Consider the following 20,510-nt stretch of genomic DNA (forward strand, 5'->3'; position numbering starts at 1 on the left):
TCAGCCGGGTATGCCGGCGGCGAGCAGTTCCACGAAGCCGACGTCCTCGTGCGCGACGCCGAAGACCTCGGCGCGCAGCAGGGTCCGCTCGGCCCAGGCGCGGTGCGGCTTCACCTCGTTCATCTTGTTCGTGTAGGCCGACCGGAGTACACCCCCGCCGCCGCGTTCCGGCCGCAGGATGTCCTGCGCGTCGCTGAACTCCTCGTGGCTGACCACGGAGAGCGCGTGCACGGGCAGCACGTGGGAGGGGTGGATGCAGGTCTTGCCGAGCAGGCCGTTGGCCTGGTCGAGGGTGATCTCCCGGAGCAGCCCGTCCATGGCGTGGGCGATGAGCTTCTGCCGCAGTTCGGCGGCCTGCACCTGGAGGAAGGGGCTCTGCCTGAGCTGCGGCTTGAACATGCGTTCGGAGGCGCGGAAGTACTCCCAGACCGGGCCCGTGACCGTGAAGCCGGTGCCGTCGGCGCGGCCCAGCATGTTCACCACGTCGGCGATCACGGAGGCGACCACCTGGACGTCGTAGGCGGTCATGTCGGGGGCGCGGCGCAGGCCGTAGGAGGAGCAGAAGTCGGTGACGCCGAGGCGGAGCGCGAGGACCCGGTCGCGGTACTTGTCCACCGCGCGGAAGATGCCTTCCAGGGTGTCCACGCGCGACTCGCGGTAGAGCAGCTCGGGGGATTCCAGCACCGGCATGGCGTACAGTCGCCGGCCGCAGGACCGCTCGGCTCCGGCCAGCGCCTCCAGGAACGGCATGCCGCGTTCCCCGGTGAACTTGGGCAGCACGAACCCGGACAGCAGGCGCGCGGCCGGGCCGAGGCGGTGCACCAGGTCGGGTATCTGCTCGGGGGTGCGCACCCGGATGAACAGCAGCGGCGGCTCCACGGCGGGCCGGGCGGCGAGGTCGGCGAACTGCCGGACGAGGTTCTCCTCCCCCGCCGCGACGTCCGCGTCCCCGATCGAGTCCTCCAGGCACAGCACCATCGAGACCACGCCGTTGCCCGCCTGTCTGACGATGTCGTCGGCGAGCCGCGGCCGGGTGGCCGGGCTGTACAGCGTGGCGCCCAGGGCCGCGGAGAGCAGCCGGGCCGGGGAGTCGGCGGTGAACGCGCACGGCTCCCGATGGAAGAGGCGCTGCCGCACCCCGGGGGCGATGTGCCCGAAATGACGCATAGGACTCCCTTGCGGTACGAGCCAAGCCTTTGGATTCGGTAAAGGGTGGCCGGTAATAGTACGTAGGGACCTGTGTCGAGGGTTCCCCGTGGGCGTGAATTCCCGGTAACCCGCCCATGTCGGCGGCACCGCACCGCGTTGTCGTGAGCAGGACCGAGAGGGCAGGATGGCCGCATGACGCACGCCATGCTGAAGGGGTCGAACGTCCCGCTGGAGGCCACCACGGTACGCGCCGTGCTGCGCTGGACACCCGGGCGGTCGGTCCCGGACGTGGACGTGTCGGCGCTGCTGCTGGGCCCCGACGGCCGGGTGCGCTCCGACGAGGACTTCGTCTTCTACAACCAGCCCCGCCATCCTTCCGGAACGGTGTGGCGGCTGGGCAAGAAACAGGTCGCCGAGGGGCTCACCGACACGATCCGGACAGACCTCTCCGGTGTCGAGCCGGGCATCTCCCGCATCGTCCTGGTCGCCTCCGCGGACGGGGTCGCCTTCGACCGGGTGCCGGCGCTGTGCGTCCTGCTGTACGACGCCTCGGTCGCCGGCGGGGAGCCGCTGGCCCGGTTCGAGATCACCCCGGAGACCGGCGCGGAGACGGCGCTGATCTGCGGCGAGCTGTACCGGCGCGGCGAGGGCTGGAAGTTCCGGGCGCTGGGCGAGGGCTACTCCAACGGGCTGGAGGGTCTGGCCACGGACTTCGGCATCTCCGTGGACGAGCCGGACGAGCCGGAGGAGGAGCGGCCCTCGTTCGACCCGGCGCCGGCCCAGCCGCTGCCGCCGGAGCAGCCGACGGCAGCGGTGCCGGCGCAGCCGCCCGCCTACGGCTACCCGCAGCCCATGCAGCCGCCGCTCCCGCCCGGACCGGACGGCTACTTCCGGCTGCCGCCGCAGGGCCCGCAGTTCCTCGCCCGCCGGTAGTCCGGCGCGGGCGGGCGCGGGCGGCTTCGCGGTCCCTGCGGGCCGTTACCGGTCCGCCTTGGCCTTGTAGCCCCGGCCCCACTGCAGGCCCCAGCCGTAGAGGCGGTCCAGTTCGCCCTGGAAGCCGTAGACGAACTTGACCTCACGGCGGACCAGCAGTTCGTCCTTGACGTTCTCGAGCAGCACCACCGCGCAGGAGCGGGCCTGCGGGTGGCGCTCGTCCAGGGCGATCTCTATGCGCGGGCCGTTGCCGGGGTAGAGGGTGACGACGGCGTGGGTGCGGTCGAAGGCGGGCGTCTGGTCGTAGATGTAGACGAAGACCAGCAGCCGCTTCAGGGCTTCCCGGTGGTCGAGGTTCACGTACATCGTCTCGCCGGACCCCGAGCCGAACCGGTCGTCGCCGTCGAGTTTGATGTACGGCGGCGCGTTGACGTCGCCGAGGTAGCCGCCCAGCGGCTGGACGACGCCTTTGGTGCCGTCGGCCAGCTCGTACAGGCAGCCGAGGTCGAGGTCGACGTTGACCATGCTCTGGCCGTGGCCGAGGATCTCCGGCGGCTTCAGCGCCCGGAGCGGATGCCGCAGCAGGCCCGGCCGCCGGGCGCCGAAGTCGGAGGTCCGCATCCGCCAGGACAGGTTGACCCGCAGGTGGCCGGTGGCCGCGCCCTGCTTGGTGAGCGACACCGTCGGGTGCCGCCTGGTCAGCTCGATGGCGTTGGTGGACGCGTTGCCCGAGTCGAAGTCGGCGGCGCGGCCGCCCCGCAGTCCGTCGAAGAAACCCATTCCCGCCCCCAGGTACTGATCGTGACGCCGGCGGGGCGGCCGACCGCGTCGGCCGCCCCGCTCAGAGCGTTCCTCACCGGCCGCGCCGTCACACCCCGGAGGAGACCTCGGTCTTCTCGCCGGTGCCCTCGCCCGCCGCGGCCAGCGCGCGGTTGCGGCGGACGGAGGAGAAGAAGGACCAGGCGATCAGGACGACACCCACGAGACCGGTGACGACCTCGTTGATCTCGTGCTGGATGGTGATCATGAGGATCACGGCGAGGGCGCCGATGGCGTAGTGGGCGCCGTGCTCCAGGTAGACGTAGTCGTCCAGGGTGCCCTGGCGGACGAGGTAGACCGTCAGCGAACGGACGTACATCGCGCCGATGCCGAGGCCGAGGGCCATCAGGACGATGTCGTTGGTGATGGCGAAGGCGCCGATCACGCCGTCGAAGGAGAAGGAGGCGTCCAGGACCTCCAGGTAGAGGAACATGAAGAAGGCGGCCTGGCCGGCCAGGACGACCGCCGGCTTGCGCTTGCCGCTGCGGCCGGCCTCTTCCTCCTCCTCGTGCTCGCGCTCCTCCTCTTCCTCCAGCTTGTCCTCGAAGTAGCCGGACAGGCCGCCGACGACCATGTAGGTGATCAGGCCGGCGATGCCGGCGATCAGGACGGTCTGCGCCTTGTCGACATGGACGCCGCCGTGCTGGTGGGCGTGGGTGGCGAAGGTGAAGGCGGTGATCAGCAGGACGACCAGGGCGATGCAGACCGACAGCATGTCGACCTTGCCCAGCTTGGCCAGGGGCCGCTCGATCCAGCGCAGCCACTGGATGTCCCGGTCCTCGAAGATGAAGTCGAGGAAGATCATCAGCAGGAACATGCCACCGAAGGCGGCGATCGCCGGGTGGGCGTCGGTGACGAGCTGCTGGTAGCGGTCCTTGTTGTTCAGCGCCAGGTCGACCGCTTCGATCGGGCCCATCTTGGCGCTGATCGCGACGATGACGACGGGGAAGACCAGCCGCATGCCGAACACGGCGATCAGCACGCCGACCGTGAGGAAGATCTTCTGCCAGAAGGGGCTCATCTTCTTCAGGATCCCGGCGTTGACCACCGCGTTGTCGAAGGACAGCGAGATCTCCAGGATGGCCAGGATCGCCACGACGCCGAAGGCGGTCCACCCCCCGTAGAACACCGCCGCCACCAGACCGAGCGCGGTGACCGCGAACGACCAGCCGAAGGTTTTCAGAAGCACTGGCTACCCCATCATCTGTTGGAGGGGTCCCTCCCCGATCTGGGGGAGGGTCTCCCCCGTGCCGTACGCGGCTTTACGAAACGTTGACTCCGAAGTCTAGAGCGATGCCCCGCAGACCCGACGCGTACCCCTGGCCGACCGCACGGAACTTCCACTCCCCCTGGTGCCGGTACAGCTCGCCGAAGATCATCGCGGTCTCGGTGGAGGCGTCCTCACTGAGGTCGTAGCGGGCCAGTTCCCGGCCGTCGGCCTGGTCGACGACCCGGATGAAGGCGTTGGAGACCTGCCCGAAGGTCTGGCCGCGCTCGTCCGCCATATGGATGGAGACCGGGAAGATGATCTTCTCGCACTGCGGCGGGACCTTGACGAGGTCCACCAGGATCGACTCGTCGTCCCCCTCGCCCTCACCGGTGAGATTGTCACCGGTGTGCTCCACCGAGCCGTCCGGGCTGGTGAGCTGGTTGTAGAAGACGAACCACTCGTCGCCCAGCACCCGGCTCCCGGCGCCGCACAGCAGGGCGCTGGCGTCCAGGTCGAAGGGGGCGCCGGTGGTCGAGCGCGCGTCCCAGCCGAGCCCGATCATGACGTTGGTGAGGTTCGGTGCCGCCTTGGACAGGGAGACGTTGCCCCCCTTGGCGAGCGTGACGCCCATGCTGGTCCTCCCCTGGTGGTGCCTGCCTGGTTCTCCTGCGCGTCCGGCGCCGCCCGTAAACGGTGCGGCGCCGGACACAGGGATGTCGTTCGCTCCGGATCAGACGTTCACGCCGAAGTCCTGCGCGATGCCGCGCAGCCCGGAGGCGTAGCCCTGTCCGATGGCGCGGAACTTCCACTCCGCGCCGTTGCGGTACAGCTCGCCGAAGACCATGGCCGTCTCGGTGGAGGCGTCCTCGCTGAGGTCGTAACGAGCGATCTCCTGGCCGCCGGCCTGGTTCACGACGCGGATGAAGGCGTTGCGGACCTGGCCGAAGGACTGCTGGCGGTTCTCGGCGTCGTAGATCGACACCGGGAACACGATCTTGTCGACGTCGGCCGGGACGCCGGCCAGGTCCACCTTGATCTGCTCGTCGTCGCCCTCGCCCTCACCGGTGATGTTGTCGCCGGTGTGCTCGACCGAGCCGTCGGGGCTCTTGAGGTTGTTGAAGAAGACGAAGTGCTGGTCGCTGATGACCTTGCCGGCGTTGTTCAGCAGCAGCGCGCTGGCGTCGAGGTCGAAGTCCGTGCCGGTCGTGGTGCGCACGTCCCACCCCAGACCGACGATGACCGCGGTCAGGCCCGGGGCCTCCTTCGTCAGCGATACGTTGCCGCCCTTGCTGAGGCTGACTCCCACGGGTCCTCCATGTGGTGTCCAGGGGCGGGAAGCCCCGTCGTGCTTCGGATATGGGATCAACGTGCCGATCCTAGTGACGGGTTCCCGCGCCCGCAGACCTTGGACCCGGTCAATCGCAGGTGTCGGGCGGGCGGCCCGTTCACAGGGAGTCGAGCGCCTTCACGTACTCGTTCAGGTCACGGGCGTCCGGCAGGCCGTTGACCACGGTCCACCGCACGACACCCTCCTTGTCGATGACGAAGGTGCCCCGGACGGCGCAGCCCTTGTCCTCGTCGAAGACGCCGTACGCGCGCGAGACCTCGCCGTGCGGCCAGAAATCGCTCAGCAGCGGGTACTCCAGGCCCTCCTGCTCGGCGAAGACGCGCAGGGTGTGGATGGAGTCGTTGGAGACGGCGAGGAGCTGGGTGTCGCGGTCGGCGAACTTCGGCAGGTTGTCGCGCAGCTCGCACAGCTCGCCGGTGCACACGCCCGTGAAGGCGAAGGGGTAGAAGAGCAGGACCACGTTCTTCTCGCCGCGGAAGCCGGAGAGCCTCACGGTGCGGCCGTGGTTGTCCTTGAGCTCGAAGTCGGGTGCCTTGTCGCCGACCTGGATCGCCATCGTCGTGCATCCCTTCGGTGGGCTGTTCGGGTGAGCGGGAAGCGCGCGGTACGCGCTCGGGTCCACCCTACGCAGCGGTCACCGGGGGCATGACGGCGGCCGGGCCGGGGCCATCCGGCCCCGGCCCGGCCGTCACCTGTGCGGGGTCACTTCTTGGACTTGGCGGCCTTGGGCGTCACCAGCCGGGAGCCACTCCAGTCCTTGCCCACGCTGACGCTCTTCGTCGCCGTCAGGCCGGCCGTCGTGGCGGCGTCCTGGATGTCGCTCGGCTCGACGTACCCCGGACGGCCGGTCTTCGGCGTGAGGAGCAGGATGGTGCCGCCCTCTTCGATGTACGTGGTGGCATCCACCAGCGCATCCGTCAGGTCGCCGTCGTCGTCACGGAACCACAGCACGACGGCGTCGGCCACGTCGTCGTAGTCCTCGTCCATCAGGTCGCCCTGGATGGCTTCCTCGATGGTGTCGCGGAGCTCCTGATCGACGTCGTCGTCGTAGCCGATCTCCTGGACCACCTGCCCGGGCTGGAACCCCAGCCTGGCGGCAGGGTTCGTCCGCTCCTCCGCGTGGTCCGCGGTCGCGCTCACGGGTTGCCTCCTGATCATGTCTTGGTGAGTATCTCAGCCACGCGCGTGCGCGAAGCATTGGCCGTAGTCCACACGGGCGGGGCGGATCGCGCAAGTACCCGGCCGTCGGGACCGCCGAAACGGTGACGATCCCGGCGCTGCCGCCGCAACTCCTGGCACCGTATCTCGCTTTCACGAGACCCACATCACACGGATGTGCCCGGTTTGCCCCGGTCGGAATCATCCACGGTCACGCCGCTCGAACAACTTTGCCAAACACGTCACACCCCGGGCGTATCGTTGCGTTTTGACCGGTCATGCGCCGGTCGGGAGAACAGCGGGGATGACGTACGCCTTCCCCAGGTACACGATGGGGAACGGTGTAAGCAGGTGCAAAAACAACTGGCCCTCTGACAGGTAAGGAACAGCGTGGCTTCCGGATCCGATCGCAATCCGATCATCATTGGCGGCCTTCCGAGTCAGGTTCCTGACTTCGATCCCGAAGAGACCCAGGAGTGGCTCGACTCCCTGGACGCCGCCGTCGACGAGCGCGGCCGGGAGCGGGCCCGCTATCTCATGCTGCGCCTGATCGAGCGGGCCCGCGAGAGGCGCGTGGCCGTGCCCGAGATGCGCAGCACGGACTACGTCAACACGATCCCCACCAAGAGCGAGCCGTTCTTCCCGGGCAACGAGGAGATCGAGCGCAGGATCCTCAACGCGACCCGCTGGAACGCCGCCGTGATGGTCTCGCGGGCCCAGCGCCCGGGCATCGGCGTCGGCGGCCACATCGCCACCTTCGCCTCCTCGGCCTCGCTGTACGACGTCGGCTTCAACCACTTCTTCCGGGGCAAGGACGAGGGCGACGGCGGCGACCAGGTCTTCTTCCAGGGCCACGCCTCCCCGGGCATCTACGCCCGCGCGTACCTGCTCGACCGGCTCACCCAGGAGCAGCTCGACGGCTTCCGCCAGGAGAAGTCGAAGGCCCCGCACGCGCTGTCCAGCTACCCGCACCCGCGCTCGATGCCGGACTTCTGGGAGTTCCCGACGGTCTCCATGGGCCTCGGCCCGCTCGGCGCGATCTACCAGGCGCGGATGAACCGCTATATGGAGGCGCGCGGCATCGCCGACACCTCCCGCTCGCACGTGTGGGCCTTCCTCGGCGACGGCGAGATGGACGAGCCCGAGTCGCTCGGCCAGCTCACCCTGGCCGCCCGCGAGGGCCTGGACAACCTGACCTTCGTGGTCAACTGCAACCTCCAGCGGCTGGACGGCCCGGTGCGCGGCAACGGGAAGATCATCCAGGAGCTGGAGTCGGTCTTCCGGGGCGCCGGCTGGAACGTGATCAAGCTCATCTGGGACCGCACCTGGGACCCGCTGCTCGCGCAGGACCGGGACGGCGTCCTCGTCAACAAGATGAACACGACGCCGGACGGCCAGTTCCAGACGTACGCCACCGAGTCCGGCGCCTACATCCGCGAGCACTTCTTCGGCGACGACCACCGGCTGCGCGCGATGGTGGAGAACATGACCGACGACCAGATCCTGCATCTGGGCCGCGGCGGTCACGACCACCGCAAGATCTACGCGGCGTTCAAGGCGGCCAAGGAGCACCGGGGCCAGCCGACGGTCATCCTGGCCAAGACGATCAAGGGCTGGACGCTGGGCCCCAACTTCGAGGGCCGCAACGCCACGCACCAGATGAAGAAGCTGACGGTCGACGACCTCAAGCGCTTCCGGGACCGGCTGCACCTGCCGATCTCCGACCGGGAGCTGGAGTCCGGCGTGCCGCCGTACTACCACCCGGGCCCGGACTCGGAGGAGATCCAGTACATGCACGACCGGCGCAAGGGGCTCGGCGGCTACGTCCCGACCCGCGTCGTCCGCTCGAAGCCGCTCGCCCTGCCGGACGACAAGGCGTACGCGACCGTGAAGAAGGGCACGGGCCAGCAGTCCATCGCGACGACCATGGCCTTTGTGCGCCTGCTGAAGGACCTCATGCGGGACAAGGAGATCGGCAAGCGGTTCGTGCTGATTGCGCCGGACGAGTACCGCACGTTCGGCATGGACTCCTTCTTCCCGAGCGCGAAGATCTACAACCCGCTCGGCCAGCAGTACGAGTCCGTGGACCGGGAGCTGCTCCTGGCCTACAAGGAGTCGCCGACCGGCCAGATGCTGCACGACGGCATCTCCGAGGCGGGCTGCACGGCCTCGCTGATCGCGGCGGGCTCGGCCTACGCCACGCACGGCGAGCCGCTGATCCCGGTGTACGTCTTCTACTCGATGTTCGGTTTCCAGCGCACCGGCGACCAGTTCTGGCAGATGGCCGACCAGCTCGCGCGCGGATTCGTCCTGGGCGCGACCGCCGGCCGTACGACCCTGACCGGTGAGGGTCTGCAGCACGCGGACGGCCACTCCCAGCTCCTGGCGTCCACCAACCCGGCGTGCGTGGCGTACGACCCGGCGTACGCCTACGAGATCGCGCACATCGTGCACGACGGCCTGCGCCGGATGTACGGCAGCTCGCCCGAGCACCCGCACGGCGAGGACGTCTTCTACTACCTCACCGTCTACAACGAGCCCATCCGGCACCCGGCCGAGCCGGCGGACGTGGACGTGGAGGGCATCGTCAAGGGCGTCCACCGGCTGAGCGCGGGCACCGGCGGCGCGATCCCGGCGCAGATCATGGCGTCCGGTGTCGCGGTGCCGTGGGCGCTGGAGGCGCAGCGCATCCTCGCCCAGGAGTGGAACGTCCGGGCGGACGTGTGGTCGGCGACCTCCTGGAACGAGCTGCGCCGCGAGGCCGTGGCGTGCGAGGAGCACAACCTGCTGCACCCGGAGGAGGAGCAGCGGGTGCCGTTCGTGACCCGGAAGCTCAGCGGTGCCGAGGGTCCGTTCGTGGCCGTGTCCGACTGGATGCGGTCGGTCCCGGACCAGATCGCGCGCTGGGTGCCGGGACCGTACCAGTCCCTCGGCGCCGACGGCTTCGGCTTCGCCGACACCCGGGGCGCCGCGCGCCGCTTCTTCCACATCGACGCCCAGTCGATCGTGGTGGCGGTGCTGACCGAGCTGGCGCGCGAGGGCAAGGTGGATCGGTCCGCGCTGAAGCAGGCCATCGACCGGTACCGGCTGCTGGACGTCTCGGCGGCGGACCCGGGGGCGGCGGGCGGCGACGCGTAACCACCGGCTCGGCTCCCCCGCGAAAGAGCGTGGGGAGCCGGCTGCGCTCCCACAGGCGTCCGGTTCCCGTGCCCCTGTGGGAGCGCGCGCCTTACGGTTTCTTTACGATTGCGGTCATGGAGCAGCTGTCGGCGCAGGCGCGGTGGGAGCGGCACAGCCAGCGGCCGCTGCTGGCACTCGCGGTGGCCTTCGCCGTCGCGTACGCGGTGCCCATCGTGGACGCCTCCGCCGGCCGGTCCCTGACGGACCTGTGCACGGGGGTGGAGTGGGTGGTCTGGGGCGCGTTCGCCCTCGACTACCTGGTCCGGCTGGCGCTCGCGCCGCTGCGCGCCGAGTTCGTCCGGCGGCACTGGCCGGACCTGTGCGCGGTCGTCCTGCCGATGCTCCAGCCGCTGCGGCTGCTGCGGCTGGTCTCGACGCTGATGCTGGTGGGCCGGCGGGCCAGGATGGCCCCGCAGATCCGCCTGACCACGTATGTCGTCGGGTCCGTGATCGGGCTGCTGATGTTCGGCTCGCTCGCGGTGCTCTCCGTGGAGCGGGAGTCCCCGCACGGGAACATCCGGACGCTGGGTGACGCGGTGTGGTGGTCGTTCACCACGATGACGACCGTCGGGTACGGCGATCACGCGCCCACGACCGGGCTCGGCCGGATGATCGCGGTCGGGCTGATGCTGTCCGGGATCGCGCTGCTCGGTGTCGTCACGGCGAACATCGCCGCGTGGTTCATCGCGCGCTTCGAGAAGGACGACGTGGAGGAGCGGCGGCAGACGGAGGCACTCACCGCGCTGACGGAGGAGGTCCGGCTGCTGCGCGCGGAGGTGGCGCGGCTGGCCGCGGACCGGGAGGAGCAGCGGCGCTGAAACCCGGCGGTCCGGGCGCGCCCGCCGGCGTGAGGAGAAGAAGGGAAGGCGCGCGGGAAAAGAAAGGGGCGCGGGGAACCGCGTGACCCGGTTCCCCACGCCCGGCGCCGCCTGCGTCGACGGCCAGGACGGCCTCTGGGTCGTGTCCGGCCCTTCCCGTCCGCCGCCCTCCGGGCGACGACGCGAATTGCCGGACAGGCCCTAGAGGAGCCCGTTGCCCCAGGTGGCCGCGCCCGCCAGGGCGATGACGGCCAGCAAGGTGTCGATGGCGCCCAGGATCAGGGCCACCAGCGCCGGCACGTTGCGTTCGCCCGCCCAGCTGCGGCCCATCGACTGCCAGCCGCAGAACATCGCGACGGGGCCGAGGACGATCCCCAGCGCGAAGAAGCCCGCCACCGCGCAGACGGCACCGATGATCCCGAGTGTCGCGCGGTCCGGCCCGGTCCGTTGCCACGTCCGGCTACGCGACCGGGGGTACCCGCGTGTTCCGTTTCCGAAGCCTGCCATCATCAACTCCCTGAGGCATATGGACAGTTCGGCTTCACGGTGCGGGTACCCCGGTTCCGTCGGGGCAGACCTGCGCGCGCTGTCCCCCTCCGACAGCGCGCGCCGCGGCTCGGTGGTCCGCCATGCCCTGCGCAGGGCATGACCCACTGTGACCTGCGGCGCGCGCCGGGATCCAGCGATCTTGAGGGGAGTCACCCTGATAGGCGAACTCCGCCGGGAGGGGCCGCCGGTGACGGCCCGCCGCCCGTCAGATGTGGCCCACGCCCGCGCCCGCCTCCGCGTTGACGCCCCGCTTGGTGAGCAGCGCGACCAGGACGGCGACCGCCGCGACGCCCGCCGCCACGAGGGAGGCGAGGCTCATTCCGCTGACGAAGGTGTGGTGGGCCACCTCGGTGATCTTCGCGGCGATCGGCGCCGGGGTGTTCGCGGTCACCGGGGCGACACCCTGCTGGACCGCCTCGGCCGCCTGGTGCAGCTGCTGCTCGGGCAGCTTCGGCAGGCCGGCGTCGGCCCAGTTGCCCGCCAGGGTGTGGTCGACCTTGGAGGCCATCACCGCGCCGAGGACGGCCGTGCCGAGGCTGCCGCCGATCTGCATCGCCGCCTGCTGGAGACCGCCGGCGACCCCGGACAGCTCCATGGGCGCGTTGCCGACGATGACCTCGGTGGCGCCGACCATGACGGGGGCGAGGCCGAGGCCGAGCAGGGCGAACCAGACGGACATCGTGCCGCTGCCGGTGCCCTCCTTCAGCGTGGACATGCCGTACATGGCGATCGCGGTGACGGCCATGCCGCTCGCCAGCGGGATGCGCGGGCCCAGCTTGGTGATCACCGCGCCGGCCAGCGGGGAGCCCACGATCATCATGCCGGTCAGCGGCAGCAGGTGCAGGCCGGCGTCGATCGGGCTCATGCCGTGGACGTTCTGGAGGTAGAAGGTGACGAAGAACAGGCCGCCCATGAACGCGATGGCCATGAGCACCATCAGGACGACACCCGCGGACAGGGCCACCGAGCGGAACAGCGCCAGCGGGATCAGCGGTTCGCGGACCTTCGTCTCCCAGAAGGAGAACAGCGCGAAGCCGACGACCGAGGCGATGATGAACAGCCACGTCTTGCCGTCGCCCCAGCCCCACGCGGGCGCCTTGATGAGCGCCCAGACCAGGCAGAACATCGCGCCCGAGAGCAGGGCGATGCCGAGCACGTCGAAGGAGCGCGGGGCGTTCGCGGCACGGTGGTCGAGCAGGATCAGCGAGCCGAGCAGCAGGGCGAGCGCGCCGACCGGCACGTTGATGAAGAACACCGACTGCCAGTTGACGTGCTCGACGAGGACACCGCCGAGGATCGGGCCGCCCGCGGTGGACGCGCCGATCACCATGCCCCAGATGCCGATCGCCATGTTCAGCTTCTCGGCCGGGAAGGTGGCCCGCAGCAGCCCGAGCGCGGCCGGCATCAGCAGCGCGCCGAACAGGCCCTGGAGCACGCGGAAGGCGACGACCGCGGCGATGCTGTCGGACAGGCCGATGGCGCCGGAGGCGGCGGCGAAGCCGGTGACGCCGATCAGGAAGGTCTGCCGGTGGCCGAAGCGGTCGCCCAGCTTGCCCGCGGTGATCAGGGACACCGCGAGGGCCAGGAAGTAGGCGTTGGTGATCCACTGGAGCTGGGCCCAGCTGGCGTGCAGGTCCTTGCCGATGGCCGGGTTGGCGATGGCCACGATGGTGCCGTCCAGGGCCACCATCATGACGCCCACGGCGACGGTGACGAGGGTGAGCCACGGGTGGCCGCGCAGGCCCGGGGCCGGCCGCGGCCCCGACGGTGCCGCCGACGCCTTGCCCTCCGGCCCCGTCGCATTGACGGTGGTCTGACTAGTCATACACTCAGGTTAATGACAGCCACTGACAGTTGACAAACGGATTCAGAAGTCGGTGACTGACACGAAAGCGGCGGGAGAGAGGCCATGGAGACGCTGCGCGAGCGCAAGAAGCGGCGTACACGGGAATCGCTGCTGCGGGCCGCTCTCGAACTGTTCACCACCCAGGGGTACGAGCGGACGACCATCGACGAGATAGCCGAGGCCGTCGACGTCTCGCAGCGCACCTTCTTCCGTTACTTCGCCGGCAAGGAGGACGCGGCCTTCGCGGTGCAGGAGATGACGGAGGCGGCCTTCGTGGCGGCCGTCCGCGGGCGCCCGCCGCACGAGACGCCGATGGAGGCCCTGCGGCAGGCGTTCCTGGAGAGCTTCGACGCGATCCGCGACACGGTCGAGGAGGTCGTGCCGGTCGGACTGCACCTGCGCATGTGCCGGACGGTCGAGGCCACGCCCGCGCTGCTCGCCGCCCATCTGCGCCGGTCCGCGGCGACGGAGGAGACCATCGCGCGGCTGCTGGCCGAGCGGGAGGGCGTGGACGTGGACACCGATCCGCGGCCCCGGCTGGCGGTGGCCGTGTTCGGCGGGGTGCTGCGGGTCAGCGAGCGGCAGTGGTGCCTGAGCGAGGAGTTCAGCCTGGAATCGATCCGGGCGCTCAGCGCGTCGTACCTCGATCAGGTGGGTTCGGCGCTCACGGGGAACTGGCGGGCCGTCTGAGATCGTTGGCAGACCGCCGACAACCGCACGGCAGCCGTCGAAACCGTGATCCCTGTCACTCCGTTACCCCGCGACCCGCTCGTTCTCCTAGTGTGTCCTCCCAGTGACTTCCTTCGACACCTCCCCGCAACTGAACATCTGGCGCGCCCTGCTGGCGCTGGCCGTGGTGTTCGTGATGCTCGCCACCACCGGCTGGACCGCCCTGCGCGCCCATCGGGAGACGTCGGCGCTCCAGGCCTCGCTCGCCAAGTGGCAGCACGGCCGCCTGCACGGGCACCCGCTGCCGGACCCCGGGGCCGCTCCGGCGCGCCTGGGCCGCTTCTTCGCCGCGCTCGCCCCGCACGAGCGCGACCGCCTCGCCCACCGTTTCCCGCTGGCGGTGGGCAATATGAACGGCGCCCCGGTCGCGCTGCGCTACCGGGCCAACCACATCGCGCTGGAGCAGGCCCGCACGGCGGAGCGCGGGCGCATGCACGACAGCCGGCTCAGCGCGGCGGGCCAGCAGGACGCGGGCCGCCGGATGCACCGCTACGAGTCGCTGCTCGGCCATGGCCGGCAGATCCTGGCCTTCGATCCCGCGGGCCCGGGCCGGATCGCCGAGGTGTTCGGCGCGCTGCCCTCGGCCGAGCGGATCTCGGTCGTCGTCCCCGGCGTCGACACCGACCTGCTCACCTTCCAGCGCACCCACCGCCCGTACAGCGCCCCGGTCGGCATGGCCAAGGCCCTGTACGCCGCCGAGCGGGCGGCACGCCCCGCGACCCGTACGGCCGTGATCGCCTGGGCCGACTACACCTCCCCCGACGGGCTGGGCGTGGACGCGGCCACCGGACTGCGCGCCGCCGAGGGCGCCGTACGGCTGAACGCGCTGCTGCGCGCGCTGCCCGGCCGGGCCCCGGTGTCGATGTTCTGCCACAGCTACGGCTCGGTGCTCTGCGGGGTCGCCGCGCGCGATATGCCCCGCCGGGTCGCCGACATAGCGGTGGCCGCGAGCCCCGGGATGCGCGTCGCCAGCGCCGCCCGGCTGGGCACGGCGGCCCGGGTGTGGGCGATGCGGGACGCCAGCGACTGGGTGCGCGACGTGCCGTACCTGGAGCTGGGCGGCCTCGGCCACGGCGCCGACCCGGTGTCCTCCGGGTTCGGGGCGCGGGTGCTGTCGGCGCGGGACGCCGAGGGGCACAGCGGTTACTTCCAGCCCGGCACGGACAGCCTGCGCAACCTCGCCGGGATCGGCGTCGGCGCCTACGACGAGGTGACGTGCGCACGCCAGGACGACGCGTGCCGGTCCGGTCTGTCCGGCACGACGACGGCCGGACGCGCGTAGAAACAGCGGGAAGTGCGGTCTGCGCGGGTGGCGACGGAGGAGCACGTGCCGCATACGATGAGCCGCATGGGTGACGTACTGGCGGGTTTTCATGCCGTATGGGAGTTCGAGTCCGACTCCGTGCTCATCCGTTACGAACGGGGGATTCGAACACCGAAGCTGTTCCAGGCGCTCGGCGAGCGCCGGATCCCGCTGGCCGCGGTGGAGGGCGTGACCCTCGCCCCGGGCAGACGCGGCACGGTCGTCCTGCGGCTGCGGCCCCGCCCCGGCGCCGATCCGCTGATGGAGGCGGCCGACGGCCAGCTGAAGGAGGGCTCCGACCCGTACCGGCTGGTGCTGCCGGCCGAGCGGGAGACCCTCGCCGAGTACTACGCCGAGGAGCTGACCGGGCTGCTCACCGAGTCCGGCCCCGCCGACCGGCACCTGGTCGCGGCCCCCGGGGCGCCGCTGCACTTCAAGGCGTACGACGGGAAGGCGTCCTTCGACGGGACGGCCGTGCAGTTCCGCTGGTCCTGGACGGGTGCGTCCTCGGCGAAGTGGAAGGCCGGCGACCAGAGCTTCGCGGTGGCCGAGCTGGGCGGGGTGGAGTGGCGCTCGCCGGAGGTGTTCGAGGGGCACCTGCGGCTGATCCGGCGGTCGGCCGACGCGGCGGCGCCCGTGCAGCCCGACCAGGATCCGGCGGCGGTGGTGTTCGGGCTGGGCTACGGGCCGGTGCACGAGTCGCTGCCGTTCGCGGCGGCGGTGCTGGCGGCCCTGCGCACCCGGGGGCCGGTGCCCGTGGCACCGGCCCCGGCCCGGCGCGATCCCGCCGACATCGCCGAACGGATCCGGCACCTCGGGGACCTGCACCGGGCCGGGCTCGTCACCGACGAGGAGTTCGCCGGCAAGAAGGCCGAGCTCCTGGCGGAGCTGTGAGCTACTCCCGGCCCGCCGAGGCGAAGCGCATGTCCGGGTAGCGGTCGCCGGCCACCCGGGCGGCGATCGGCTCCAGCCGGTCCAGCTCCTCCGGCGTCAGCGTGATGCGCGTCGCCGCCACGTTCTCCTCCACCCGGCCCGGCTTGCGGGTGCCCGGGATCGGGACCACCGTCAGGCCGTCGACCGCCGCCCGCTGCTGCACCCAGGCCAGGGCGATCTGGGCGAGGCCGGCGCCCCGGGCCTCGGCGATGGCGCGGACCGGCTCCAGCAGCGCCGCGTTGGCGGCCGCGTTGCCGCCGGTGAAGCGCGGGTGCCGGCGGCGGAAGTCGTCGGCGGTCAGGTCCCGTTCGGCGTCGGTGAACGAGCCGGTGAGGAAGCCGCGGCCGAGCGGCGAGTACGGCACCAGGGCGACGCCCAGGTCCCGCGCGGCCGGTACGACCCGCGCCTCGATGTCCCGGCTGAACAGGGACCACTCGGACTGCACGGCCGCGATCGGGTGCACGGCGTGCGCGGCGCGCAGTTCGTCCGCGGTGACCTCGCTGAGGCCGAGGTGCTTGACCTTGCCCTCGCGGACCAGTTCGGCCATCGTGCCGACGGTCTCCTCGATGGGGACGTTCACATCGCGGCGGTGCATGTAGTAGAGGTCGATCACGTCGACGTCGAGCCGCTTCAGGCTGGCCTCGACGGCCGCGCGGATGTAGGGCGGGTCGTTGCGGATGATCCGCTGCGTCGGGTCGTCCGGCGGGATGGACAGGGCGAACTTGGTGGCGATGACCACCTCGTCCCGGTGCGCCTTGAAGAACGGGGACAGGAACCGCTCGTTCTCCCCCTCGCCGTAGGCGTCCGCCGTGTCGTACAGCGTCACGCCCAGCTCCAGCGCCCGGTCCAGCGCGGCGCGGGCCTGGCCGGCGTCCGTCGGGCCGTAGCCGAAGTTCATGGCCATGCAGCCGAGGCCCTGCACACCGACCTCCGGCCCGTCCGTGCCGAGCCGTGCCGTCGGAATCCTGGCGTCGGTCATCGAGTGGTCCCCTCCGTGGCGTAAAAACTGATCTTGCGGTCGAGTACGGCGAGCGTGTCGCGCAGTTCGGCGATCCGGTCCAGGACGTCCCGGCGGGTCGACTCCAGCAGGGCCCGCCGCTCCCCGTAGGTGTTCTCGCCCTCCCGCACCAGCTCCGCGTAGCGGACCATGTCCGCCACCGGCATCCCGGTCAGCCGGAGCTTGGTCACGAAGTCCAGCCAGTCCAGGTCGCGGTTGCTGTAGCGGCGCTGCCCGGTGTGCGAGCGGTCGACGTGCGGCATCAGGCCGATCCGCTCGTACCAGCGCAGGGTGTGCGCGGTCAGACCGGTGAACGCGACGACCTCGCTGATGGTGTAGCGGTCCTGGCCGTCGGGCCGGGGCGGGCGCCGGGGCGGGGCGGAGCAGAGGTCGGCGGGTGTGGCCTCGGTGGCCGCTGGCGTGGTCTGCATCACCGTCATGCCCCCACGCTAGGACGTTGGAGTGCACTCCAGGCAAGCCGGTCCGGCGAGAACGTCCCCGGGCCCGGCCGGAGTGCGGGCGGCGGACCGGGACCCGTCGGTGCGGCCGCCGCCGCGCGCCGCATAGGCTCGGACGCATGTCGTTGCAGAGCCTGGCGCTGATCGAGAACTGGCCCGTCCCCACCGCCGCGGCGGGTGTCGTACGAGCCGACGGGAGCGTCCTCGGGACGCACGGCCCGGTCGGGCACCGCTTCCCGCTGGCCTCCGTCACCAAGCCGCTGGCCGCCTACACGGTGCTCGTCGCGTACGAGGAGGGCGCGGTCGAGCTGGACGAGCCGGCCGGTCCGCCCGGTGCGACGGTCCGTCACCTCCTCGCGCACACCTCGGGGCTGGCCTTCGACGAGCACCGGGTGACGGCCGCGCCCGGGGAGCGGCGGCTGTACTCCAACGCCGGGTTCGAGCAGCTCGGCGACCATGTCGCCCGGGCCACGGACATCCCGTTCGCGGAGTATCTGCGCCAGGCCGTGCTGGAGCCGCTGGGCATGACGTCGACGTCGCTCCAGGGCTCGCCGGCCAAGGACGGGGTGTCGACGGTGGCGGACCTGCTGCGGTTCGCGGCGGAGGTGCAGGCGCCGCGGCTGCTGGACCCGCGGACGGTGGCGACGGCCATGACCGTGCAGTACCCGGGCACGAAGGGCGTGCTGCCGGGGTACGGGCACCAGAACCCGAACGACTGGGGCCTGGGCTTCGAGATCCGCGACGGCAAGTCCCCGCACTGGACGGGCGGTTCGTCCTCGCCGCGCACGTTCGGGCACTTCGGGCAGTCCGGCACGTTCCTGTGGGCCGACCCCGACGCCGGGCTGGCGGCGGTCGCCCTGACGGACCGCGCGTTCGGGCCGTGGGCCGTCGAGGCGTGGCCGGCGTTCACGGACGCGGTGCTCGCGGAGGCGCGGGGCTGAAGAAGCGGCCGGGGGCGGTTGCGGAGGCGCTCGGCTGAAGAGCGGCCGGCGGCGGTTGCGGAGGTGCTCGGCTGAAGAGCGGCCGGCGCCTGTGGTTACGGCTCCATCTCCCACAGCAGCAGCTCGGCCGGGGTCACGCCCACCGCCGCCAGCCCCTGGGCGGAGGTGATCCGCGCCGCGTCGCCGGGCCCGAGCCGCTCGCCGGCCAGCAGCACCTCGCCGCGCACCACGTGCGCGTACACGTACGCGGCGGCCGGGACCGCCGCGCGCTCCCCGGGGCCCAGCCGCCGCACCCGCAGCACCGCGCCCGCCGCCGGGACGGCGTACGCCGTGCCGTCCGCGAGGCCGGGGACGAGGGTGTAGGCGGGCTCGCCGCCCGGCACACGTGGCGTCAGCCACATCTGGACGAAGGCCAGCGGGACGTCCCCGTCGTTGCGCTCGACGTGCCGGACGCCCGCCCCCGCGCCGAGGTGCTGGAGGCCGCCGGCCGGCACCCGGGTCTCGTGGCCGGCCGAGTCGCGGTGGGTCAGCTCGCCCTCGGTCACCCAGGTGACGATCTCGGTGTGGCTGTGCGGGTGCTCGTCGAAACCGGCGCCGGGGGCGAGCCGTTCCTCGTTGCAGGCGATCAGCGCGCCGAAGCGGAGGTTGTCCGGGTCGTAGTGCGGCCCGAAGGAGAAGGCGTGCCGGGTGTCGATCCCGGCCTCCGGGTCCCCGCCGCGATAGCGCTCACAGGCGCGCCGTACGTCGATCACGGACACCACGGTAACCGGACCGGCCGTCCGGGGTGGCGGGGCCGCGGGGGCCCGGAGGCGGGCGGACCGGGAAGCCGCCCCCCGCCGACGCGGGCCCGCGTCCGGATAAGGCAGTCTTGTCCCGTGCCCGAACCCGAATCCCACAGCGGCGACCCCGCAGTCCACGACGTCCACTCGCACTCCGCGACCCTGAAGCGGCTGGAGAAGTCCTCCGGGAGCCTCGCCGCGCAGGCCATCGCGCGCATGGACGAGACCCTGCCGTGGTACCGGGCCATGCCCCCGGAGAACCGTTCCTGGATCGGACTGGTCGCCCAGGCGGGCATCGCGGCCTTCACCGAGTGGTTCCGGCGCCCGGACGCGCCCCAGGCGATCTCCACGGACGTCTTCGGGACCGCGCCGCGCGAGCTGACCCGGGCCATCACGCTGCGGCAGACCGTGGAGATGGTGCGCACCACGATCGAGGTCATGGAGTCGGCCATCGACGAGGTGGCGGCCCCGGGCGACGAGAGCGTGCTGCGCGAGGCGCTGCTGGTGTACGCCCGGGAGATCGCCTTCGCCACCGCCCAGGTGTACGCCCAGGCCGCCGAGGCACGCGGTGCCTGGGACGCGCGGCTGGAGTCTCTGGTGGTGAACGCCGTACTGAGCGGGGAGGCCGACGAGGGCGCGGTCAGCCGGGCCGCCGCGCTCGGCTGGAACTCGCCCGAGCACGTGTGCGTCGTGCTCGGCACCGCGCCCGACGGCGACAGCGAGCTGACCGTGGAGGCGATCCGGCGGGCCTCCCGGCACGCCAAGGTCCAGGTGCTGACCGGGGTGCTCGGGGACCGGCTGGTGGTCATCGCGGGCGGCAGCGACAACCCGCTGGCCGTCGCCCGGTCGCTGATCGGGCCGTTCGCCGCCGGTCCGGTCGTCGCGGGTCCCGTCGTACCCGACCTGCTGGCCGCCACCCGGTCCGCGCAGGCCGCCGCCGCCGGACTGAAGGCGTGTTCCGCCTGGCCGGACGCGCCGCGGCCGGTGCTCGCGGACGATCTGCTGCCGGAGCGGGCCATGGCGGGCGATCCCGGCGCGCGCGAGCAGTTGGTGGAGGAGATCTACAGACCGCTGGAGGAGGCCGGCTCGGCGCTGCTGGAAACCCTGAGTGTGTACCTGGAGCAGGCCAGCAGTCTGGAAGGCGCGGCGAGGATGCTCTTCGTTCACCCGAACACCGTGCGCTACCGGCTGCGACGTGTGACTGACGTCACCGGCTGGTCGCCCTCGGATGTAAGATCCGCGTTCACACTGCGGATCGCGCTCATCCTGGGGCGTCTGGCCGACGGTGACCCCCAGACATAAGGTTTTGTCGGGGGCCCACAAAAGCCCTACGTGTTCTTCGTCCCTGTCCCCACGGGCG

20 protein-coding genes are annotated in these 20,510 nt (G+C 71.4%); 8 read left to right on the forward strand and 12 right to left on the reverse strand.

Annotated elements, in window-relative coordinates; all coding sequences use genetic code 11:
* Complete coding sequence (locus ACH4OA_RS03165; RefSeq protein WP_397967403.1) at positions 1 to 1,167, reverse strand: HpcH/HpaI aldolase/citrate lyase family protein; 1,167 nt, start codon at positions 1,165 to 1,167, stop codon at positions 1 to 3.
* A gap of 174 nt (positions 1,168 to 1,341) precedes the next feature.
* Between ACH4OA_RS03165 and ACH4OA_RS03170 the strand changes: the two genes are divergently transcribed.
* Positions 1,342 to 2,082, forward strand: a complete 741-nt coding sequence (locus ACH4OA_RS03170; RefSeq protein ID WP_397942381.1) for a TerD family protein — start codon at positions 1,342 to 1,344, stop codon at positions 2,080 to 2,082.
* A gap of 45 nt (positions 2,083 to 2,127) precedes the next feature.
* On the opposite strand, the gene ACH4OA_RS03175 is transcribed toward ACH4OA_RS03170, so the two are convergent.
* The 6 genes from ACH4OA_RS03175 to ACH4OA_RS03200 form a co-directional block, all read right to left on the reverse strand.
* Positions 2,128 to 2,862 carry a Tellurium resistance gene (locus tag ACH4OA_RS03175; protein ID WP_365878997.1) on the reverse strand — a complete coding sequence of 245 codons (735 nt, stop codon included), beginning with the start codon at positions 2,860 to 2,862 and terminating at the stop codon, positions 2,128 to 2,130.
* Positions 2,863 to 2,950: 88 nt separating this feature from the next.
* Positions 2,951 to 4,090 carry a DUF475 domain-containing protein gene (locus tag ACH4OA_RS03180; protein ID WP_365878995.1) on the reverse strand — a complete coding sequence of 380 codons (1,140 nt, stop codon included), beginning with the start codon at positions 4,088 to 4,090 and terminating at the stop codon, positions 2,951 to 2,953.
* Between the two features lie 73 nt (positions 4,091 to 4,163).
* The gene (locus tag ACH4OA_RS03185; RefSeq protein ID WP_397942377.1) at positions 4,164 to 4,742 is read right to left on the reverse strand and encodes a TerD family protein; all 579 of its coding nucleotides are present in this window, start codon (positions 4,740 to 4,742) and stop codon (positions 4,164 to 4,166) included.
* Positions 4,743 to 4,841: 99 nt separating this feature from the next.
* On the reverse strand, positions 4,842 to 5,417 hold the full coding sequence (locus tag ACH4OA_RS03190; RefSeq protein ID WP_365878991.1) for a TerD family protein: 576 nt from the start codon (positions 5,415 to 5,417) through the stop codon (positions 4,842 to 4,844).
* Between the two features lie 139 nt (positions 5,418 to 5,556).
* Positions 5,557 to 6,015 (reverse strand): peroxiredoxin, encoded by a 459-nt coding sequence (locus ACH4OA_RS03195; RefSeq protein WP_365878989.1) that lies wholly within the window; start codon positions 6,013 to 6,015, stop codon positions 5,557 to 5,559.
* A 146-nt stretch (positions 6,016 to 6,161) separates the two neighbouring features.
* Positions 6,162 to 6,599 carry a DUF3052 domain-containing protein gene (locus ACH4OA_RS03200; protein ID WP_365879476.1) on the reverse strand — a complete coding sequence of 146 codons (438 nt, stop codon included), beginning with the start codon at positions 6,597 to 6,599 and terminating at the stop codon, positions 6,162 to 6,164.
* A gap of 408 nt (positions 6,600 to 7,007) precedes the next feature.
* Between ACH4OA_RS03200 and aceE the strand changes: the two genes are divergently transcribed.
* Together aceE and ACH4OA_RS03210 are read left to right on the forward strand one after the other, a co-directional pair.
* Positions 7,008 to 9,755, forward strand: a complete 2,748-nt coding sequence (gene aceE / locus ACH4OA_RS03205) for a pyruvate dehydrogenase (acetyl-transferring), homodimeric type (RefSeq protein ID WP_397967405.1) — start codon at positions 7,008 to 7,010, stop codon at positions 9,753 to 9,755.
* A gap of 116 nt (positions 9,756 to 9,871) precedes the next feature.
* Positions 9,872 to 10,615: a potassium channel family protein gene (locus tag ACH4OA_RS03210; RefSeq protein WP_365879472.1), complete on the forward strand. Its 744-nt coding sequence runs from the start codon at positions 9,872 to 9,874 to the stop codon at positions 10,613 to 10,615.
* A 201-nt stretch (positions 10,616 to 10,816) separates the two neighbouring features.
* Here the strand turns inward: ACH4OA_RS03210 and ACH4OA_RS03215 are convergent, their stop codons facing one another.
* Positions 10,817 to 11,122 (reverse strand): small hydrophobic protein, encoded by a 306-nt coding sequence (locus ACH4OA_RS03215; RefSeq protein ID WP_365879470.1) that lies wholly within the window; start codon positions 11,120 to 11,122, stop codon positions 10,817 to 10,819.
* 247 nt (positions 11,123 to 11,369) lie between these two features.
* Positions 11,370 to 12,989, reverse strand: coding sequence for an MFS transporter (locus ACH4OA_RS03220; protein ID WP_397942373.1), 1,620 nt, complete (start codon positions 12,987 to 12,989; stop codon positions 11,370 to 11,372).
* An 84-nt stretch (positions 12,990 to 13,073) separates the two neighbouring features.
* Here ACH4OA_RS03220 and ACH4OA_RS03225 point away from each other — a divergent pair, with 84 nt between their 5' ends.
* The 3 genes from ACH4OA_RS03225 (at position 13,074) to ACH4OA_RS03235 (ending at position 15,936) form a co-directional block, all read left to right on the forward strand.
* Positions 13,074 to 13,700 (forward strand): TetR family transcriptional regulator, encoded by a 627-nt coding sequence (locus ACH4OA_RS03225; RefSeq protein ID WP_397942371.1) that lies wholly within the window; start codon positions 13,074 to 13,076, stop codon positions 13,698 to 13,700.
* A 103-nt stretch (positions 13,701 to 13,803) separates the two neighbouring features.
* Positions 13,804 to 15,021 carry an alpha/beta hydrolase gene (locus ACH4OA_RS03230; protein WP_397967407.1) on the forward strand — a complete coding sequence of 406 codons (1,218 nt, stop codon included), beginning with the start codon at positions 13,804 to 13,806 and terminating at the stop codon, positions 15,019 to 15,021.
* Between the two features lie 66 nt (positions 15,022 to 15,087).
* Positions 15,088 to 15,936 (forward strand): DUF4429 domain-containing protein, encoded by an 849-nt coding sequence (locus ACH4OA_RS03235; protein ID WP_397942367.1) that lies wholly within the window; start codon positions 15,088 to 15,090, stop codon positions 15,934 to 15,936.
* A gap of 1 nt (position 15,937) precedes the next feature.
* Here ACH4OA_RS03235 and ACH4OA_RS03240 read toward each other — a convergent pair whose 3' ends face one another.
* Both ACH4OA_RS03240 and ACH4OA_RS03245 read right to left on the reverse strand, forming a co-directional pair.
* Positions 15,938 to 16,954, reverse strand: a complete 1,017-nt coding sequence (locus tag ACH4OA_RS03240) for an aldo/keto reductase (RefSeq protein ID WP_397942365.1) — start codon at positions 16,952 to 16,954, stop codon at positions 15,938 to 15,940.
* Positions 16,951 to 17,412: a MerR family transcriptional regulator gene (locus ACH4OA_RS03245; RefSeq protein ID WP_365879458.1), complete on the reverse strand. Its 462-nt coding sequence runs from the start codon at positions 17,410 to 17,412 to the stop codon at positions 16,951 to 16,953. Before ACH4OA_RS03245 ends, ACH4OA_RS03240 begins: the two co-directional genes overlap by 4 nt.
* A gap of 137 nt (positions 17,413 to 17,549) precedes the next feature.
* Here ACH4OA_RS03245 and ACH4OA_RS03250 point away from each other — a divergent pair, with 137 nt between their 5' ends.
* Positions 17,550 to 18,371 (forward strand): serine hydrolase domain-containing protein, encoded by an 822-nt coding sequence (locus ACH4OA_RS03250; RefSeq protein WP_397967409.1) that lies wholly within the window; start codon positions 17,550 to 17,552, stop codon positions 18,369 to 18,371.
* A gap of 95 nt (positions 18,372 to 18,466) precedes the next feature.
* Here the strand turns inward: ACH4OA_RS03250 and ACH4OA_RS03255 are convergent, their stop codons facing one another.
* On the reverse strand, positions 18,467 to 19,132 hold the full coding sequence (locus ACH4OA_RS03255) for a pirin family protein (RefSeq protein ID WP_397967412.1): 666 nt from the start codon (positions 19,130 to 19,132) through the stop codon (positions 18,467 to 18,469).
* Positions 19,133 to 19,246: 114 nt separating this feature from the next.
* Between ACH4OA_RS03255 and ACH4OA_RS03260 the strand changes: the two genes are divergently transcribed.
* Positions 19,247 to 20,452, forward strand: coding sequence for a helix-turn-helix domain-containing protein (locus tag ACH4OA_RS03260; RefSeq protein ID WP_365874260.1), 1,206 nt, complete (start codon positions 19,247 to 19,249; stop codon positions 20,450 to 20,452).
* Positions 20,453 to 20,510: the final 58 nt, after the last annotated feature.

Source organism: Streptomyces sp. NPDC017095 (assembly GCF_044332325.1).
Taxonomy (GTDB): domain Bacteria; phylum Actinomycetota; class Actinomycetes; order Streptomycetales; family Streptomycetaceae; genus Streptomyces.

What these genes read in the sequence shown, in the direction of transcription:
- ACH4OA_RS03165 (WP_397967403.1), bottom strand. Translation starts at nt 1,167, where the DNA reads ATGCGTCATTTCGGGCACATCGCCCCCGGGGTGCGGCAGCGCCTCTTC.
- ACH4OA_RS03170 (WP_397942381.1), top strand. Translation starts at nt 1,342, where the DNA reads ATGACGCACGCCATGCTGAAGGGGTCGAACGTCCCGCTGGAGGCCACC.
- ACH4OA_RS03175 (WP_365878997.1), bottom strand. Translation starts at nt 2,862, where the DNA reads ATGGGTTTCTTCGACGGACTGCGGGGCGGCCGCGCCGCCGACTTCGAC.
- ACH4OA_RS03185 (WP_397942377.1), bottom strand. Translation starts at nt 4,742, where the DNA reads ATGGGCGTCACGCTCGCCAAGGGGGGCAACGTCTCCCTGTCCAAGGCG.
- ACH4OA_RS03195 (WP_365878989.1), bottom strand. Translation starts at nt 6,015, where the DNA reads ATGGCGATCCAGGTCGGCGACAAGGCACCCGACTTCGAGCTCAAGGAC.
- ACH4OA_RS03210 (WP_365879472.1), top strand. Translation starts at nt 9,872, where the DNA reads ATGGAGCAGCTGTCGGCGCAGGCGCGGTGGGAGCGGCACAGCCAGCGG.
- ACH4OA_RS03215 (WP_365879470.1), bottom strand. Translation starts at nt 11,122, where the DNA reads ATGGCAGGCTTCGGAAACGGAACACGCGGGTACCCCCGGTCGCGTAGC.
- ACH4OA_RS03220 (WP_397942373.1), bottom strand. Translation starts at nt 12,989, where the DNA reads ATGACTAGTCAGACCACCGTCAATGCGACGGGGCCGGAGGGCAAGGCG.
- ACH4OA_RS03225 (WP_397942371.1), top strand. Translation starts at nt 13,074, where the DNA reads ATGGAGACGCTGCGCGAGCGCAAGAAGCGGCGTACACGGGAATCGCTG.
- ACH4OA_RS03235 (WP_397942367.1), top strand. Translation starts at nt 15,088, where the DNA reads ATGGGTGACGTACTGGCGGGTTTTCATGCCGTATGGGAGTTCGAGTCC.
- ACH4OA_RS03240 (WP_397942365.1), bottom strand. Translation starts at nt 16,954, where the DNA reads ATGACCGACGCCAGGATTCCGACGGCACGGCTCGGCACGGACGGGCCG.
- ACH4OA_RS03245 (WP_365879458.1), bottom strand. Translation starts at nt 17,412, where the DNA reads ATGACGGTGATGCAGACCACGCCAGCGGCCACCGAGGCCACACCCGCC.
- ACH4OA_RS03250 (WP_397967409.1), top strand. Translation starts at nt 17,550, where the DNA reads ATGTCGTTGCAGAGCCTGGCGCTGATCGAGAACTGGCCCGTCCCCACC.